Raw genomic sequence first — 16,703 nt, 5'->3', positions numbered from 1 at the left:
GATCTCGGCTCGTCCCCTCAGTGGGCCCGACGGCCCCGTCGCGTCCGGAGGTAGTCGGCGACCACGTACTCGCCGAGCCTGTCCGCGTCGGGCTGGAACACCCGGCCACCGGCGCGCTGGGTGAGGTCGTGGACGAAGTGGATCAGGCCCGGGTCGGGGTCCAGGGCGAACACGTTCACCGTGGCGCCGGTGCGCGCCACCCGCTCCATCTCGGCGACGGTGCGGGCGATGGTCTCCGGCATGGGCGGCCAGCAGAAGAACGGCGTCCCGTCGTCCTCGAGGTGGGCGGTGGGCTCACCGTCGGTGACGACGAGGACCACCGGCTCCGCATCGCGGTGGTGGGCGAGGAACCGCCGGGCCAGCATCAGCCCGTGCTGCAGGTTCGTGCCCTGAAGGGTGTCCACCGACAGCTCCGCGAGGGTCTCCGGGCGCAGCACCTGCGCCGTGGAGGAGAACCCGATGATCTGGATGGCGTCCTGCGGGAAACGGGTGGTCACCAGCGAGTGCAGCGCCATCGCGGTCGACTTGGCCGCGCCCCAGGTCCCGCGCAGCGCCATCGAGTAGGAGAGGTCGACCAGCAGGGCCACCGCGGCGCCGGTGCGCCGCTCGGTCTCGACGACCTCGAAGTCCTCGACGGCGATGCGAACCCCGCCGTCCGCTCGTGGTGTCCCCGCCGTCCGCAGGACGGCGTTCTTGACCGTGCGGACGACGTCGAGCGGCTGCTCGTCGCCGAACCGCCACTCCCGCGAGCTGCCGGTGAGCTCGCCGGCGGCTCCGGCGTCGGCGACGTCGTGCTCGCCGCGGCCGGCGGCGTCGAGCTTCGCGAAGACCCGCCGCAGGGCCGTGGCGCCGAGCCGGCGGACGGCCTTCGGGGACAGTTCCAGGCGGCCATCCGACCGGTTGAGGAAGCCCTGTCGCTCCAGCTCGCGCTCCAGCTGGCGGAGGGCAGCGAGATCGTCGACGGCCGGCCGCCCGAGCGCACGCTCGAGCAGCTCCTCGTCGATGTCGGCCAGGGACGCGCCGGCGTAGCCCTGCGACAGCTGGCTGGACAGTGCCTCGAGGTCGGCGAGCTCGGCGACGGCGCTGGTGGCGTCGCCCATCCCCAGGGACTGCTCGCCGTCGGGCACCTGGCCCCGCTGCCCCCACGGCAGGTCGGGGCGGGCCTGGCGCAGGGCGTCGGAGAGGTGGGCCATCTCGCTGGCCAGCCCCATGTCGGACATCGTCTGCGCCATGAGCTCGGACAGCTCGGCCCGCTGCTCGGGGGAGAGGCCGGCCATCATGCGTTCCTGCGCGGCCGCCCGGCGGGCGAGGGAGTCGATCAGCTCCTCGACCGACTGCGGATCGTCGGGGAAGAACTGGCCGTGCTTCTCCATGAAGTCGCGGAACCGCTCGTCGGTGTCCTCACCGCGGTTGTGCGCGTCGATGAGCGCCGACAGGTCGGCGACCATGTCCTTGACCGCCTGGATGTCCTGCTCGCCGGCGTTCTCCAGCGCCTGCTTCATCGACGCGAACGAGCTGTCGAGCACCTCACGGCGCAGCAGGTCCTGGATCTGCTCGTAGGCCTGCCGGGCCTCCGGTGAGCGCCACGGGTACTCCTTGAGGGCCCGCACCGCCCCCGCGGTGTCCTCCGGCAGGGCGTCCAGCTCGGCCTCGGCCAGCCGCGCGGCGTCGTCCGGGTCGGGGAACAGCTCCCGTTTCTCCGCGGTGAGCGCCTTGTCGAGCAGCTCCCGGACCTCCTGGAGCGTACCGTCCATCCGCCCGGCGGTGCGCGCCTTGCGCAGCCGCTCGCGCACCGAGCGGCGCAGCTCGTCGAGTCCGCGCCGTCCCTCCGTGCCCCTCCGGAGCAGCTCGCGCAGCGCCTCTCGCACGCCACTGCCGCCCAGCACCGAGTCGCCGATCTCGTCCACGGCGTTGCCCAGGTCGTACGGCGGCGCCAGCGGGTCCGGTCCGCCGTGCCAGCGGCCGTAGCGATAGCCCTTCCCGGGCCGGCGCGCCATCGTCAGGCCCCGTAGACCGTGCGGGTGCCGTCGGTGTCCTTGGCCAGCCGGCGGGTGAGGTAGAGCCCCTCGAGGGCGAACTCGACCGCGGCGGCCGCCTGCTCGGCCGACTGCTCGCCCTCCGGCACCCCGAGCCGGCCCAGCAGCTCCGCGAGCTTCGGGATGGTGCCCAGCTGGCCGAGCAGCGCCGGCGCGGACACCAGCTCCCCGGACTCCACGGTCTCCCCGCCGGTGAAGTGCTCCTGCAGGCCGGTCAGGTCCAGACCGGCGCAGCGGGCGCGGAACGTCTGCGCGGTCGCCTGGCGCAGCAGGTGCTCCAGGACCTCGAGCTCCCGTTCGTCGTCCGGATCGGAGCCGGCGTCGGCGAACTCGACCTTGCCGCGACTGGCCGGGACGACGCTCGGCAGGTCGACCACGCGGGCGACCGGCCGGGTCTCCCCGGCGATGGCGGCCCGGCGGACGGCGGAGGCGGTGGCCGTCTCCAGCCCGGCGATGGCGAACCGCGCGCTGACCCCCGATCGCTGGTCGACGTGGCTGGACTCGCGGACGAGCCGGGTGAACCGGGCGATGATCTCGACCAGGTGTTCGGGGACGACGGGCATGCCGAAGGTGCCGTCGCCGCTCCAACTGGTCTGCGCCTCCTGGTGCAGCAGCCGGATCTCGTCGGTGAGCTCGATCGGGTAGTGCGTGCGCACCTCGGCCCCGAACCGGTCCTTCAGCGGCGTGATGATCCGGCCGCGGTTGGTGTAGTCCTCGGGGTTGGCGCTGGCGACCAGCAGCAGGTCCAGCGGCAGCCGAACCCGGTAGCCGCGGATCTGGATGTCGCGCTCCTCGAGCACGTTGAGCAGCGCCACCTGGATGCGCTCGGCCAGATCGGGCAGCTCGTTGACGCTGAAGATGCCGCGGTTGGTCCGCGGCACCAGGCCGTAGTGCACCGTCTCGGGGTCGCCCAGGGTGCGCCCCTCGGCGACCTTGATCGGGTCGACGTCGCCGATGAGGTCTCCGACGCTGGTGTCGGGGGTGGCGAGCTTCTCGCCGAAGCGCTCGCTGCGGTGCAGCCAGCCGACCGGCGTGGCGTCGCCGTGCTCGGCGATCTGCCGGTGGGCCCACACCGAGATCGGCTGCAGCGGGTGCTCGTTGAGCTCGCTGCCGACGAGCACCGGCGTCCACTCGTCGAGCAGCCCGACGAGGGTGCGGATCAACCGGGTCTTGCCCTGGCCGCGCTCGCCCAGCAGGACGAGGTCGTGGCCGGCGATGAGGGCGCGCTCGACCTCGGGGAGCACGGTGTCCTCGAATCCGACCATGCCGGGGAGGCTGGGCTGTCCGGCGCCCAGCCGGGCGAGCAGGTTGGCGCGCAGTTCCGCCTTCACCGGGCGGAAGCGGGCCCCTGTCTTGCGGAACTCGCCGAGTGTCGTGGGGGCGGGGGCAGGCGAAGAGGGTGCGGGGACGTCCGTCACCTTCGCCACGGTACGACGGGAACGGCGTGGCGGGTGGTCCTCCCTCGCCATCGTGGGTCCTCCCTCGCCGTCGACCGCGAGGGAGGACCCAGCGTGATCAGCGAACCTGATCGACATCGACCCCGCGGGGGTGGCGGCCTGCCATGATCGGCGCGTGGCCCCTGACGTACCCCTCGTGACCGGCGCAGACGTCGAGTCCGCCGCCGAGCTGCTCGCCGACGTCGTCCGGCACACGCCGCTGTGGCACTCCCGCGGGCTCGCCGACCGGGTCGGCGGCCCGGTGTGGCTCAAGTGCGAGAACCTGCAGCGGACGGGGTCGTTCAAGATCCGCGGCGCCTACACGCGGATCTCCCGGCTCACCGACGCCGAGCGGGCCGGCGGCGTGGTCGCCGCCAGCGCCGGCAACCACGCCCAGGGCGTCGCGCTGGCCGCGCGGCTGCTCGGGTGCTCGGCCACCGTCTTCATGCCCGAGACCGCGCCCCTGCCCAAGGTGGCGGCCACCCGGGCCTATGGCGCGGACATCCGGCTGGGCGGGCCGACGCTCACCGAGGCGCTCGTGGCCGCCGCCGAACACGCCGAAACCACCGGAGCGACCTTCATCCACCCGTTCGACCACGTCGACGTCATCGCCGGCCAGGGCACCGTCGGCCTGGAGGTGCTCGACCAGTGCCCCGACGTCGCCACCGTCGTCGTCTGCGCCGGTGGCGGGGGACTGGTCTCGGGTGTGGCGGCCGCGGTGAAGGCGCGTCGTCCCGACGTCCGGGTGGTGGCGGTGCAGGCCGAGGGGGCGGCGGCCTTCCCCGGGTCGCTGGCAGCGGGCCGGCCGGTGCCGCTGCCGGTCATGGCCACGATGGCCGACGGGATCGCCGTCGCCGCCCCGGGCGACCTCACGCTCGCGCACGTCCAGGGCCTGGTCGACGAGGTCCGGACGGTCAGCGAGGAGGACCTCTCGCGAGCGCTGCTGTTCTGCCTGGAGCGGGCCAAGCTCGTCGTCGAGCCGGCGGGCGTCGCCGCGGTGGCCGCGGTCCTCGCCGACCCGGAGGCGTTCGCGCCGCCGGCCGTGGCCGTCGTCTCCGGCGGAAACATCGACCCGGTGCTGCTGCTCAAGGTGGTCCAGCACGGCATGGCCGCGGCGGGGCGCTACCTGTCGCTGCGCCTGCGGGTGCCGGACCGGCCGGGGTCGCTGGCCGGCGTGCTGGCCGAGCTCGCCGCCGTCGGCGCCAACGTGCTCGAGGTCGAGCACGAGCGGACGGCGACCCGGCTCGACATCGGTGAGGTCGAGGTCTTCGTCGTCCTGGAGACGCGCGGCCCCGACCACGCGGACGACGTCGTCGCCGCGCTCCTGCAGGCGGGGTACGCGGTCATCCGGGAGTGAGACGCCTCCGGCGCCGATGAGTTCTGCCGGTCGGCGATGTCCTGAGTGCCGTGGACGTGAACATTCGGAAAGCTGTTCGCCGACCGCGTGAAGCGGTCGGGAACTGTCACCGTCGCCCCCTAGCGTGGCCGGCATGACCGACGCGATCGTCGTCGACGGGCTGGTGAAGCGCTTCGGTGCCACCACGGCTCTCGACGGAGTGGACCTGACCGTCGCCGAGGGCTCGGTGCTCGGGCTCCTCGGCCCGAACGGCGCGGGGAAGACGACGGTGGTGCGGATCCTCACCACGTTGCTCCTCGCCGACGCGGGGCGGGCAGAGGTGGTGGGCCTCGACGTGGTGCGCGACGCGGACGCGGTGCGGGCGTCGATCGGCCTCACCGGTCAGTACGCCGCCGTGGACGAGTACCTGACCGGCTTCGAGAACCTCGAGATGGTGGGCCGGCTCTACCACCTGCCCAAGGCCGAGGCCCGGTCGCGGGCGGGCGAGCTGCTGGAGCGCTTCGACCTCTCCGGCGCGGCCGACCGTCCGGCCAAGACCTACTCCGGCGGCATGCGGCGCCGGCTCGACATCGCGGCATCGCTGATCAACCGTCCCCGGGTGCTGTTCCTCGACGAGCCGACGACCGGGCTGGACCCGCGCAGCCGGCTGGCCATGTGGGAGTTCATCGCCGAGCTGGCCGACGGCGGGACGACGATCCTGCTGACCACCCAGTACCTGGAGGAGGCCGACCGGCTGGCCGACCGGATGGTCGTCATCGACCGCGGCAGGGTCATCGCCCGGGGGACGGGTGACGACCTGAAGGCGCAGGTCGGTGGTCAGCGGCTGGAGTTCACGCTGGCCCGGGCGGTCGATCTGGCCGAGGCGACCGAGCGACTGCGCCCGCTGGCCGTCGACGAGCCGCGCGCGGACGAGCAGAGCCGGCGGCTCAGCCTGCCGGTGCGCGGCGGCACCGAGGTGCTCGCCGAAGCGCTGCGCAGGCTCGAGGGCAGCGGCGTGGAGGTGCTCGACGTCGGTCTGCGCCGTCCCGACCTCGACGACGTCTTCCTCACCCTCACCGGCCACGCGGCCGAGGACATCGCGACCGGCGACGAGATCCCGTCCGAGCCGGTGCCCGCCGCAGGAGGAGCCCGATGACCACGCTGGCCATGACCGTCTCGGACAGTCTGACGATCACCCGGCGCAACCTGATCAAGGTCAAGCGGGTGCCCGACCTGATCGTCTTCGCGACCCTGTCCCCGATCATGTTCGTGCTGCTGTTCCGGTACGTCTTCGGCAGTGCGATCCCCGTGCCCGGCGGGCTCAGCTATGCCGAGTTCCTCCTGCCGGGCATCTTCGCCCAGACCGTCGTCTTCGGGAGCACGATCACCGGCGCGAGCCTGGCCGAGGACCTGCAGAAGGGGCTCATCGACCGCTTCCGCTCGCTGCCCATGGCCCGGTCGGCGGTGTTGATCGGGCGTACCGTCTCCGATCTCGTCCTGAACGTCCTGACCATCGCCGTCATGATGATCACCGGCCTGCTGGTCGGGTGGCGGATCAACACCTCCATCGGCGAGGCGGTCCTCGGGGTCCTGCTGCTGCTGACCTTCGCCTATGCGATGTCCTGGGTGATGGCCCTGGTCGGATTGCTCGTGCGGACCCCGGAGGTGGTGAACAACGCGAGCTTCATCGTGATCTTCCCGATCACCTTCATCGCGAACACCTTCGTGCCGATCGACAACTTCCCGTCCGTCCTCAAGACGTTCGCGGAGTGGAACCCGGTGTCCGCGGTCGTCCAGGGCGCCCGGGAGTTGTTCGGCAACGTCGCACCGGGCGCGCCGGCGCCACAGGGGTGGGCGCTCCAGAACCCGGTGCTCTACGTGTTCATCTGGGTGGCGCTGTTCCTGGCCGTCTTCGTGCCGCTGGCCGTGCGGACCTACCGCCGCACCGCCGGCCGCTGAGTCGCGACGCCTCGCTCCTGGGGTGTTGTCCCCGCTCAAGGGTCCCGCAGGACCCCGGAAGCGCGAGCAACACCCCAGGAGCGACAAGATGGACGGTGATGAGCGCCGCTGGCACCGCCGCCGTGTCCCCTGACAACCCGCTGGCCCAGGTGTCGGAGCTGCCGTTCCGGCTGCCGCCGTTCGCCGACATCTCCGACGAGCACTGCCGGGAGGCGCTGCTGGCGGGGATGGCCGAGCAGCGGTCGGAGATCGCCGCGATCGTCGGCTCGGCCACGGCGCCCACGTTCGAGAACACGGTCGTCGCCATGGAGCGGTCGGGAGCTCTGCTGACCCGGGCGTGGAGCGTGTTCGGCAACCTGACCTCGTCGGTGTCCACACCGAGGTTGCGCGAGATCGAGCGGGAGGTCGCCCCGCTGGAGGCGGCCCACTCCGATGCGATCCGCCTCGAGCCGGCGCTGTTCGCCCGCATCGCCGCGGTGCACGCCGCCCGGCACGACGGCGGGCTCGACGAGGAGGCGGTGCGGCTCGTCGAGCGCTACCACCTCGACTTCGTGCTGGCCGGTGCGCAGCTCGACGAGGAGGGCAGGGCGCGGCTGACCGAGCTGAACCAGGAGCTGTCGACCCTCTCGACCACTTTCGGGCAGAACCTCCAGCTGGCCACCGAGGCCGCGGCGGTTCGGGTGGGCGAACGGGCCGAGCTCGACGGCCTGAGCGAGGAGGAGATCGCCGGGGCCGCGACCGCGGCCGCCGACCGCCGCCTGGACGGCTACCTCCTGGCGTTGCTGCTGCCCACGGGACAGCCGGTGCTGGCCAAGCTGCGGAACCGGGAGTTGCGCCGGCGGGTGCTCGAGGCGTCCCTGGGCCGGGCGTCCGCGGGGGAGCACGACAACGGCCCGGTGGCCACTCGCATCGCGACGCTGCGGGCCGAGCGCGCCCGGCTGCTGGGCTTCGCCACGCATGCCGACCTGGTGCTCGCCGACTCGACCGCGCGCACCACCGCGGCCGTCGACGCGATGCTCGCCTCGATGGCTCCGGCCTCGGTGTCCAACGCCGAGGCCGAGGCGGCGATCGTGCGGGAGGCCGCCGCACGGGACGGCGTCGAGCTCGAGCCGTGGGACTGGGCGTTCTACAGCGAACAGGTGCGGGCCGAGCGCTACGCCGTCGACACCGCAGCGCTGCGCCCGTACTTCGAGCTGGACCGCGTGCTGGTCGACGGCGTCTTCCACGCCGCCGGACTGCTGTACGGCTACCGGTTCACCCCGCGTCCCGAGCTCGTCGGCTACCACCCCGACGTCCGCGTGTGGGAGGTCAGCGACGCGGGCGGCGCCGCCGTCGGCCTCTACCTGGGTGACTTCTTCGCCCGCGAGGGCAAGCGCGGCGGGGCGTGGATGAGCTCGTTCGTCCGCCAGTCCCGGCTGCTCGGGTCGTCGCCGGTGGTGGTGAACAACCTCAACGTGTCACGTGCGCCGGCCGGCCAGCCGACCCTGCTGACCCTCGACGAGGTGAACACGCTGTTCCACGAGTTCGGCCACGCCCTGCACGGACTGAGCTCGGCGGTCACCTACCCGCGGTTCTCCGGCACGGCGGTGCCCCGCGACTTCGTCGAGTTCCCGAGCCAGGTCAACGAGATGTGGGCGCTCTGGCCGGAGATCCTGAGCAACTACGCCCACCACGTGGAGACCGGCCAGCCCCTGTCGCAGGCCGCTGTCGAGTCGATCGACGCTGCCCGGCTGTGGGGAGAGGGCTTCGGGACGCTGGAGTACCTGGCGGCGACCCTGCTCGACCAGGCCTGGCACCGCATCACCCCGGACACCGAGATCGGCGACCCGCTCACCTTCGAACAGCGCGCACTGGAGGACGCCGGGGTCGCGTCCTCCCTCGTGCCGCCGCGATACCGCACGACGTACTTCCAGCACATCTTCGCCGGGGGCTACGCGGCCGGGTACTACTCCTACATCTGGTCGGAGGTCCTCGACGCCGACACCGTGGAGTGGTTCAAGGAGAACGGTGGCCTGCGCCGCGAGAACGGCGACGCGTTCCGCACGAAGCTGCTCGCCGTCGGTGGCTCCGTCGATCCGCTGGCGGCCTTCCGCGCCGTCCGCGGCCGCGACGCCGACCCCCAGCCGCTGCTCCGCCGAAGGGGCCTGGCGCCCGCCTGAGGCCGCTTCATGGGTGTTCCTCGTGCTCCTGGGGTGCTGCAGGACTACAGGAGCACGAGAAGGACTCCAGGAGGGCGGGTATCACAACCAGGGGAGCGAGAGAACCAGGTCGAGGTCGTCGGGGCTCTCGCCGTCGCGGACCAGCCGGTTGGGTTGGCGATGGCCGCACGCCGTGCAGCGGTGCACCACCTGCCAGCCCTTGCCCGACTTCTCCACCAGCCCGATGGGTTCCATGGCCTGCCGGCACTCGCTGGCCCGGTCGCCGGGCAGCTCGTCGACGTGCAGCGACCACAGGCAGAACGGGCAGTGGTTGCGGTAGTGCCCGTCGGTGTTGGCCGGTACCGGCGCGGTGCAGTGGACGCACTCGAACCCGGTGTTCTCCGCCTGGCGGGAGCGGGTCCTCATCGCCCGCGTCAGGGGACGAACGGCTCGACGGCGACGACCTCGACGCTGATGTCGCGGCCGTTGGGCGCCTGGTAGGTCACCGTGCTGCCGGGTGCCGCGCCCATGATGGCCGCGCCCATGGCCGATTCGGGGGAGTAGACGGTGAGCTCCGTCGTCCCGGCGATCTCCCGGGAACCGAGCAGGAACTTCTCGGTGTCGTCGTCACCGGCGAACTTGATGGTGATGACGGTGCCCAGGGCGGCGTTGGTCGCCGTCTTCGGGGCGTCGCCCACCCGGGCCTTGCGGAGCAGGTCGGTCAGCTGCCGGATGCGGGCCTCCTGCTTGCCCTGCTCGTCCTTCGCCGCGTGGTAGCCGCCGTTCTCCTTGAGGTCGCCCTCCTCGCGGCGGGCGTTGATCTCCGCGGCTATCGCAGGCCGGCCGGCCACCAACTGGTCGAGCTCGGCCTTGAGCCGGTCGTGGGCCTCCTGCGTCAGCCAGACGCCCTGGTCCTGCTCGTCAGTGGGGGTGGACACGTAGGGGTACTCCTGAGACTCGGGTGGCCGGCCCCGGCTGGGGACGGCCGCTTGTCGATCCGCCAAGCTAACACCGGGCGCGACGCCGACGCACTGATGCGGGAGTCGTCCCGGAGATGCGGAACCGTACCGGTCCACCTGGTGATCAGTGACACAGGTTCCCTCGACCGGGTAGCCGACCAGCCCCTTCGCGTGCGGCCGGTCCGGGCACGCGCCGGTCCGCGGCGGCGACGGGTGACAATGGTTCCGTGACCTCACCCGACCAGTTGCGCCTGCTCGCGGTGCACGCCCATCCGGACGACGAGTCGAGCAAGGGCGCGGCCACCATGGCGAAGTACGTCGCCGAGGGCGCGCGCGTCCTCGTGGCGACCTGCACCGGTGGCGAACGCGGCTCCGTGCTCAACCCGGCGATGGACCGCCCGGAGGTGTGGGAGCGACTGCCGCAGATCCGGGTCGAGGAGATGGCCCGGGCCCGGGAGATCCTCGGCGTGGAGCAGGAGTTCCTCGGCTTCGTCGACTCCGGCCTCCCCGAGGGCGACCCGCTGCCGCCGCTCCCGGAGGGCTGCTTCGCCCTGGTCCCGCTGCAGGAGGCCGCCGCCCCGCTGGTGGCGCTCATCCGCCGCTTCAAGCCGCAGGTCATCACCACCTACGACGAGCGCGGCGGCTACCCGCACCCCGACCACATCAAGACCCACGAGATCTCGGTCCACGCGTTCGAGGCCGCGGGTGATCCGGACCGCTATCCCGAGCTGGGCGAGCCGTGGCAGCCGAGCAAGCTCTACTACCACATGAGCTTCACGCTGCCGCGCACGAAGGCGCTGCACGAGGCCATCCTCGCCACGGGGGTGGAGTCGCCGTACACCGAGTGGCTGGACAAGTGGGACCCGGCGCACGACATCTCCCACCGGGTCACCACGCGCGTGCCGTGCGCCGAGTACTTCCCGGTCCGCGATGCCGCCCTGATCGCGCACGCCACCCAGATCGACCCGGAGGGCCGGTGGTTCGCCTGCCCGCCGGAGACCCAGCAGCGGGTGTGGCCGACCGAGGACTACGAGCTGGCCCGGACCCTGGTCGACGTGCCCGTGCCGGAGGACGATCTGTTCGCCGGGATCCGCAGTGAGGTGGGTGTGCGATGACCGATGCGTTCGCCGTACTGGCCGGGCAAGCGCCGGAGGACGTCGGCAAGTCCGGTCCGCTGGGGCTGCTGCTCACCGTCGTCCTGCTGATCGCCGTGTTCCTGCTGGTCCGCTCGATGAGCAAGCATCTCAAGCGGATCCCGGCCAGCTTCGACCCCGCGGAGCGCGGACCGCAGGTGCCCGACACCCCGGAGGAGCTCTTCCAGCCGCAGCCGGGGGGGCAGTTGCTGGACGAGCTCCGCCGCGCTCCGCTGGCGATCGAGCCGCCGCGCGATGATCGCCGGGACGACCCGGGGCCGCGCGGCTGACCCGACCGGCCACGGATTCGGAGGGCGCTGAGCGCGGGCGTCACCAGATGTGGCCGACGTCGATGACCAGTCGGAAGCCCTGGTCGGTCCCCGGCGCGCCGGGCAGCGGAAAGACGCGGAACGGAAGTCGCGCCCGTGTCCCGATGCCCAGGCTCGTCTGCCCCTCGAACGAGCCGCCCCAGGCGACCTGCCGGAACGTCTCGAAGGACGCCACGTCGAGGATCTCGCGGCGGTCGCCGGGCAGGTACGTCGGCTGCCCGCGATCGTTGTACGCGGGCGCTCCGACCAGCACCTGGAGGGTCGCGCCGCCGCGCAGCGGGATCTCGTCGCCTGAACCCGGCGCGGACAGCCGGTCGACGTAGCGGACGTCGTAGGAAGGCGCGGCGTCCGCCGTCCCGCCGAGGTCGATGACCAGGCGGTCGAAGCAGACGTGCCGGCCGGCGCGGACGTCGGTGACGATGGCCGTGGACGTCGACATCTGCTGTGCCTCGGGCAGCGAGCCCCACACCTGTCCGCAGAAGGGCTGCGGGCCGTGCCGCGTCGGGGAGGCCTGGGCCGGCCCGGCCAGCACCCCCGTGGTCAGGACGGTCCCGACGAGCAGGGGCAGGAGCCGGGAACGCTGTCGCTTCACGATCGCCTCCGTGGGCGGGGGTGTCCGGTGCCCGCTCCGTACCCGGTACATCGCGTGGGGTCCTGGGCATCGCGCGATCGTCATCAGGTCGTCACGGGCTCGGCGCGATGCACCCGCCGTCCCCGAGGGACCGGGGACGGCGGGCTGTGGTGCGGTTACCAGCGGTGCGCGACGTCGATGACCAGCCGTGGGCCGTGGTCGGACGCCGGTGTGCCGGGCAGCGCGAAGACGCGGACCGGCAGGCGGGCCCGGACGCCGAGGGCCATGGTCGTGGAGCCCTCGTAGGAGCCGGCCCACGCGACCTGGCGGAACGTCGAGTAGCCGTAGACGTCCACGACCTCGTGGCGGTCCGCAGGCGCGAATGTCGCGTTCCCGTACTCGTCGTACGCCGGGGCGCGCAGGACGATCTGCAGGTCCGCCGCCCCGCGCACCGGCACGGCGCGGCCCGAGCCGTCCTCGGAGACGAGGGACACGTAACGGACGTCGTAAGAGCCGAAGGTGGTGTCCTGCCCACCGAGATCCACAACCAGGCGGTCGAAGCAGGCGTGCCGGCCGGCCCGGACCCCGTTGACCATCTCGGTGTCCGACGCGGTGGCGACCTTCGGGAGCGAGCCCCACTCGATGCCGCAGTAGGGGTCTGCGGCCGAAGCGGGGACGGCGGCGACCGCGACGGCGGTCGCTGCGGTGAGGGCGAGAACGAGGAGACGGGCGGGCTTTCGTGTCATGGCGGATGCCTCCTGGCGGGATAGCGCCGGACTCGGCGCTGAGGACGAGAGTCCGCCGACACGCCCGCTGGCACCAGGGCCTTCATATGTCTACCGTTGCTGAATATCGGCGTGTCGATGAGCGTGATATGCCCGGATTGGAGGCTTTCGCGAGCGCCCCTGCTTGGCAGGTGTCCCCAAGTGAATCGGGCCGCCACGCATGGTGGGGGCGCTCCCATCCGTTCGGGTAGCGGGTCGCCGGAAACGGGGTGCGCGCCGCTCGGATCCGACATGATCGCCCGATGCCGCCCAAGCGGAGGGATGACCCCGAGGCCGACGTCCGGCCCCCGGGCTTCAGTCGCGCGGGCACGCGCGCTCTCGAGGTTGCCGAGAACCTGATCTACGGCGGGATCGCACTCTTCCTCGTGGTGTCGGCGTTCGTCCTCCTGGCGGTCGCCGGCAAGACCTCGTGGGGCCTGGTGAGCGACTTCTCGCAGAAGCCGCTGCTCGAGGTTCTCGACATCCTGTTGCTGGTCTTCATCGTGGTGGAACTGCTCTTCGCGGTGCGGACGACGGTCGAGAGGCGTGAGCTGGTCGCGGAGCCGTTCCTCCTGGTCGGGATCATCGCCTCGATCAAGGAGATCGTCGTGCTGTCGGTCGAGGCGGCGAGCGCACTGGGCACGGGTGCGGAGTTCGACGACCGCATGGTGGAGATCGGTGTCCTCGGTGTCCTCGTCGTCCTCCTCGGCGTGACGTCCTACCTGCTCCGGCGCAAGGAGCGCGAACCCGACGAAGGTGACGCGTCCCCGGATCGGGGCCGTCGCTGACGGGGTAGGCCAGGGCTCGTGCCGAACCGGCTTGCGACCACCACGAGCCCGTGAGGGCGGACGCTGGGACGCGGACCAGTTCGAGTCCACCGACCGGGGCACGTTCGAGCGGGGCGCATCCAGGTTGCAGTGGCTGCACTATTCCGAGACCCCGCCCGGCTGGCGTCGGTGAAGCGACTCCGCGACTCGCTCGTGCACCGCCCCGTCGACCATGGCGACGGGCCGACGCCACCCCCCCCCGCCACCGGGAGCTCGGCGAGGCCGCTGCTGGCCGGCCCGCTGGAGGTGGCGGTGAGCGGCGGGGCCGGAGTGCGACGCCCTGGCGGCCGCAGCCTGCGCGGTGACGAGTTCGTGCGCCGTCGTCGTCGTCGGCGAGCCCGAAGAGCCCGGCGTCCCGCTGCTCGCCGATCGGCCGGTCCTGGCCGACCGGTAGGCCGCCCCCGTCTGCTGGGGCCTCGCCTGCTCCGCGCCGCTCGCCGGCGTATTCGCTCTGAGCGCAGCGATGTCCCCTTCCTGATGCTGACTGCCGGGGTTACTGTGTAAGCGTGTAATCAACGCGGACCACGGAGGTCGCCATGCACGCTCACCGATTCGCCGATGCCCCCTTCGGGCCCGGTTTCCGCCGTGGCCGGGGCCGTGGTCCGGGTGGCCGCGGGGCGGAGACCCCGCCCCCGGTCGAGCGGGCCGAGGTCGCCGGCTGGTTCGCCGGCCGGCTGCCGGACGGCTGGTTCGCCGGTCCGGTGGAGCTCACGATCGACCGCGACGAGATCACCGTCGTCGGCGCGCTGCCCGAGCCGGAGGCCGGCGAAGGGGACCCGGCAGCGGCACGTGCCGGACGGATCGCGCGGTTCCGCGAGGAGACCCGCCAGCAGCGCATGGCGATCGCCGACGCCGCCCAGGAGCGGTACGGCCGCTCCGTGGCCTGGGGAGCGGCCTGCGGGGACGCGCGTGAGGTGTTCACCAACGTGTCGATGCCGGTGATGACCCGGTTGCGCCAGCGCGAACGGCTGGTCCTGGACACCTTGGTCGACGCCGGCGTGGCCCGGTCCCGCTCCGAGGCGCTCGTCTGGGCGGTTCGACTGGTCGGGCAGCACACCGAGGAGTGGCTGACCGAACTGCGCGACGCGATGGCCTCGGTCGAGGAGGTCCGCGGCCGGGGTCCGCACGTCGGCTGAGATCTGCCAGGCTCCGGCCGTGCACGAGTCGCTGAACCTGCTGCGCACCGCGTACGGCGGCCTCTCCGACGTCCTCTCGTCGTTGACCGTCGAGGAGGGCTGGCTGCCCACCGGCTGCGCCGGCTGGTCACCGGTCGACCTCGGTTTCCACCTGCTCAGCGACGCCCGGCGGGCGCTGGTGGCGCTCAACACGCCGTCGTCCGGCCCGGCCGACACGAACGCCGTCGACTACTGGACGGCGTGGCAGCCGCCGGCACCCGGGGACGACGAGGAGCTCTGGAGCACCCGGATCGCCGCCTCCGTGCACGGTGGCCTGGTGAGCATCGCCGGGCGCTATGCCGAGGCGTCGGCGGCGGTGCTGGTGGCCGCCGAGCGAGTGCGGGCCGGTGAGCTGGTGCGGACGCAGGGCCGGGTGCTTCCCGTGGCCGACCTCCTCTCCACGCTCACCGTCGAGGCCGCCGTCCACCACCTGGACCTGGTCGTGCACCTGGACCGGCCGGGACCGGCGGGAGGCCCGCTGGCGGAGGTGCGCCGGGTGCTGGAGGGCCTGCTCGGCCGGCCCCTCCCGGCCGGCTGGGACGACGGCACGGCGGCGCGCCGCGGCACCGGACGCGAGCCGCTGTCCGACGCCGATCGCGCCGAGCTGGGGGACGACGCCGACGCGTTCCCGCTGTTCGGCTGAGGGGTGCACGGTCGAAGTCCTGGGACACTGGGCCCGTGCCCGTCGATGCCGTCCCTGTAGCGACCGACGTCCTCGTGGTCGGGGCCGGGCCCGCGGGCTCCGCGGCGGCCGCCTGGGCGGCACGGGCGGGGCACGACGTCGTCCTGGCCGACGCGGCGGTCTTCCCGCGGGACAAGACCTGTGGTGACGGCCTGACGCCCCGGGCGATCGCGGAGCTGGACCGGCTCGACCTGGGGGACTGGGTGCGCGGGCACGCCCGCAACCGCGGTCTCCGGGCGGCGGGATTCGGCCGGCAGTGGGAGCTGCCGTGGCCGGGCGGGGATTTCCCGGACCACGGCAGCGCCGTGCCGCGCACGGAGCTCGACACCCGCATCCGGCAGGTGGCGCTCGACTCGGGCGCGACCGCCGTCGACGGGGCACGCGCCGTCGACGTCGAGCGGGACGGGGACCGGGTGACCGGCGTGGTCTTCGAGCTCGACGACGACCGTCGCGTCACGGTCGCCTGCCGCCGGCTGGTGGTCGCGGACGGCGTGCGGTCGCCGTTGGGCCGGGTGCTGGGCCGGGAGTGGCACCGCGACACCGCGTACGGCGTCGCCGCGCGCAGCTACGTCGGCTCCGGCCGCAGCGACGACGAGTGGATCTCCTCCCACCTGGAGCTGCGCGGTACCGAGGGCGAGCTGCTCAGCGGGTACGGCTGGGTGTTCCCGCTGGGCGCGGCAGCCGGTGAGGTGAATCTGGGCGTCGGCACGCTGGCGACCGCGCGCCGGCCGGCCGGGGTGCAGCTGAAGTCGCTGCTCGAGTACTACGCCGAGTCGCGGCGCGAGGAGTGGCAGCTCGACGGGCCGGTGCGCGACGTCGCCTCCGCGCTGCTGCCGATGGGTGGCGCCGTCTCCGGGGTGGCCGGCCGGAACTGGGCGCTGATCGGTGACGCCGCCGGCTGCGTGAACCCGCTCAACGGCGAGGGCATCGACTACGGCCTGGAGACCGGCCGCACCGTCGTCGACCTGCTGGGGGAGGACGACTGGTCGCTGGCCTGGCCGGCCACCCTGCGCCGGCACTACGGCGAGGCGTTCTCCATCGCCCGGCGGCTGGCCGGCCTCCTCACCGTGCCCCGATTCCTGCCCGCGGCCGGCCCGATCGGCATGAGGTCGGGGGCACTGATGACCGTGGCTCTGCGCGTGATGGGCAACCTGGTCACCGACGCCGACCGCGACGCCGTCGCCCGAGCCTGGCGTCTCGCGGGCAAGGCCTCCGTCAAGCTCGACGACCGAGCCCCGTTCAGCTGAGTCGTTCCGCCGAGCGGGGGCCGGAGGCTCCCCGAGGTGGGGCGAGACTCCTTGTCGTCGGGAGTGGGGGGCCGGAGGCTCCCCCGAGTGACGACGGGAGGGGCTCAGCGC

Annotated in this window: 16 protein-coding genes; 10 read left to right on the top strand and 6 right to left on the bottom strand. The window is 72.8% G+C overall.

Annotation, left to right across the window (positions count from 1 at the left end; genetic code table 11):
• Positions 1-17: 17 nt before the first annotated feature.
• Both FHU33_RS20655 and FHU33_RS20650 read right to left on the bottom strand, forming a co-directional pair.
• Positions 18-1,997 carry a VWA domain-containing protein gene (locus FHU33_RS20655; protein ID WP_142027490.1) on the bottom strand — a complete coding sequence of 660 codons (1,980 nt, stop codon included), beginning with the start codon at positions 1,995-1,997 and terminating at the stop codon, positions 18-20.
• A gap of 2 nt (positions 1,998-1,999) precedes the next feature.
• Entirely contained in the window at positions 2,000-3,454 is a 1,455-nt protein-coding gene (locus FHU33_RS20650) for a sigma 54-interacting transcriptional regulator (RefSeq protein ID WP_246064048.1), read from the bottom strand.
• Positions 3,455-3,608: 154 nt separating this feature from the next.
• On the opposite strand from FHU33_RS20650, the gene ilvA reads away from it, so the two are divergent.
• From ilvA to FHU33_RS20630, 4 genes are all read left to right on the top strand, one after another.
• Positions 3,609-4,829 carry a threonine ammonia-lyase gene (ilvA, locus tag FHU33_RS20645; protein ID WP_211355295.1) on the top strand — a complete coding sequence of 407 codons (1,221 nt, stop codon included), beginning with the start codon at positions 3,609-3,611 and terminating at the stop codon, positions 4,827-4,829.
• 133 nt (positions 4,830-4,962) lie between these two features.
• Entirely contained in the window at positions 4,963-5,964 is a 1,002-nt protein-coding gene (locus FHU33_RS20640; RefSeq protein WP_142027488.1) for an ATP-binding cassette domain-containing protein, read from the top strand.
• The gene (locus FHU33_RS20635) at positions 5,961-6,767 is read left to right on the top strand and encodes an ABC transporter permease (RefSeq protein WP_142027487.1); all 807 of its coding nucleotides are present in this window, start codon (positions 5,961-5,963) and stop codon (positions 6,765-6,767) included. The genes FHU33_RS20640 and FHU33_RS20635 overlap by 4 nt, the downstream gene beginning before the upstream one ends.
• 98 nt (positions 6,768-6,865) lie before the next feature.
• Positions 6,866-8,926, top strand: a complete 2,061-nt coding sequence (locus tag FHU33_RS20630; RefSeq protein ID WP_142027486.1) for a M3 family metallopeptidase — start codon at positions 6,866-6,868, stop codon at positions 8,924-8,926.
• Positions 8,927-9,007: 81 nt separating this feature from the next.
• Here the strand turns inward: FHU33_RS20630 and FHU33_RS20625 are convergent, their stop codons facing one another.
• Positions 9,008-9,331 (bottom strand): RNHCP domain-containing protein, encoded by a 324-nt coding sequence (locus FHU33_RS20625; RefSeq protein ID WP_142027485.1) that lies wholly within the window; start codon positions 9,329-9,331, stop codon positions 9,008-9,010.
• A gap of 8 nt (positions 9,332-9,339) precedes the next feature.
• On the bottom strand, positions 9,340-9,843 hold the full coding sequence (gene greA, locus FHU33_RS20620) for a transcription elongation factor GreA (RefSeq protein ID WP_142027484.1): 504 nt from the start codon (positions 9,841-9,843) through the stop codon (positions 9,340-9,342).
• A 248-nt stretch (positions 9,844-10,091) separates the two neighbouring features.
• Here greA and mca point away from each other — a divergent pair, with 248 nt between their 5' ends.
• Together mca and FHU33_RS20610 are read left to right on the top strand one after the other, a co-directional pair.
• On the top strand, positions 10,092-10,979 hold the full coding sequence (mca, locus tag FHU33_RS20615; protein WP_142027483.1) for a mycothiol conjugate amidase Mca: 888 nt from the start codon (positions 10,092-10,094) through the stop codon (positions 10,977-10,979).
• A complete protein-coding gene (locus FHU33_RS20610) occupies positions 10,976-11,287 on the top strand; it encodes a hypothetical protein (RefSeq protein WP_142027482.1) in 312 nt (103 codons plus the stop codon). The genes mca and FHU33_RS20610 overlap by 4 nt, the downstream gene beginning before the upstream one ends.
• 40 nt (positions 11,288-11,327) lie before the next feature.
• Here the strand turns inward: FHU33_RS20610 and FHU33_RS20605 are convergent, their stop codons facing one another.
• Together FHU33_RS20605 and FHU33_RS20600 are read right to left on the bottom strand one after the other, a co-directional pair.
• Positions 11,328-11,918, bottom strand: a complete 591-nt coding sequence (locus FHU33_RS20605; RefSeq protein ID WP_246064046.1) for an AMIN-like domain-containing (lipo)protein — start codon at positions 11,916-11,918, stop codon at positions 11,328-11,330.
• 155 nt (positions 11,919-12,073) lie between these two features.
• Positions 12,074-12,643 carry an AMIN-like domain-containing (lipo)protein gene (locus tag FHU33_RS20600; protein ID WP_142027481.1) on the bottom strand — a complete coding sequence of 190 codons (570 nt, stop codon included), beginning with the start codon at positions 12,641-12,643 and terminating at the stop codon, positions 12,074-12,076.
• Between the two features lie 281 nt (positions 12,644-12,924).
• Between FHU33_RS20600 and FHU33_RS20595 the strand changes: the two genes are divergently transcribed.
• The 4 genes from FHU33_RS20595 (at position 12,925) to FHU33_RS20580 (ending at position 16,592) form a co-directional block, all read left to right on the top strand.
• On the top strand, positions 12,925-13,449 hold the full coding sequence (locus FHU33_RS20595; RefSeq protein ID WP_142027480.1) for a phosphate-starvation-inducible PsiE family protein: 525 nt from the start codon (positions 12,925-12,927) through the stop codon (positions 13,447-13,449).
• 575 nt (positions 13,450-14,024) lie between these two features.
• The gene (locus FHU33_RS20590; protein WP_142027479.1) at positions 14,025-14,624 is read left to right on the top strand and encodes a hypothetical protein; all 600 of its coding nucleotides are present in this window, start codon (positions 14,025-14,027) and stop codon (positions 14,622-14,624) included.
• A gap of 19 nt (positions 14,625-14,643) precedes the next feature.
• Entirely contained in the window at positions 14,644-15,306 is a 663-nt protein-coding gene (locus tag FHU33_RS20585) for a maleylpyruvate isomerase N-terminal domain-containing protein (RefSeq protein ID WP_142027478.1), read from the top strand.
• A 35-nt stretch (positions 15,307-15,341) separates the two neighbouring features.
• The gene (locus FHU33_RS20580) at positions 15,342-16,592 is read left to right on the top strand and encodes a geranylgeranyl reductase family protein (RefSeq protein WP_142027477.1); all 1,251 of its coding nucleotides are present in this window, start codon (positions 15,342-15,344) and stop codon (positions 16,590-16,592) included.
• Positions 16,593-16,703: the final 111 nt, after the last annotated feature.

It is taken from the genome of Blastococcus colisei (genome assembly GCF_006717095.1).
GTDB lineage: Bacteria > Actinomycetota > Actinomycetes > Mycobacteriales > Geodermatophilaceae > Blastococcus_B > Blastococcus_B colisei.
This window is presented reverse-complemented; position numbering and strand designations above follow the sequence as displayed.

Bases quoted from the DNA above. Each gene is read 5' to 3' on its own strand.
- FHU33_RS20655 (WP_142027490.1), bottom strand. From the start codon at position 1,997: ATGGCGCGCCGGCCCGGGAAGGGCTATCGCTACGGCCGCTGGCACGGC.
- FHU33_RS20640 (WP_142027488.1), top strand. From the start codon at position 4,963: ATGACCGACGCGATCGTCGTCGACGGGCTGGTGAAGCGCTTCGGTGCC.
- FHU33_RS20635 (WP_142027487.1), top strand. From the start codon at position 5,961: ATGACCACGCTGGCCATGACCGTCTCGGACAGTCTGACGATCACCCGG.
- FHU33_RS20630 (WP_142027486.1), top strand. From the start codon at position 6,866: ATGAGCGCCGCTGGCACCGCCGCCGTGTCCCCTGACAACCCGCTGGCC.
- FHU33_RS20625 (WP_142027485.1), bottom strand. From the start codon at position 9,331: ATGAGGACCCGCTCCCGCCAGGCGGAGAACACCGGGTTCGAGTGCGTC.
- FHU33_RS20610 (WP_142027482.1), top strand. From the start codon at position 10,976: ATGACCGATGCGTTCGCCGTACTGGCCGGGCAAGCGCCGGAGGACGTC.
- FHU33_RS20600 (WP_142027481.1), bottom strand. From the start codon at position 12,643: ATGACACGAAAGCCCGCCCGTCTCCTCGTTCTCGCCCTCACCGCAGCG.
- FHU33_RS20595 (WP_142027480.1), top strand. From the start codon at position 12,925: ATGCCGCCCAAGCGGAGGGATGACCCCGAGGCCGACGTCCGGCCCCCG.
- FHU33_RS20590 (WP_142027479.1), top strand. From the start codon at position 14,025: ATGCACGCTCACCGATTCGCCGATGCCCCCTTCGGGCCCGGTTTCCGC.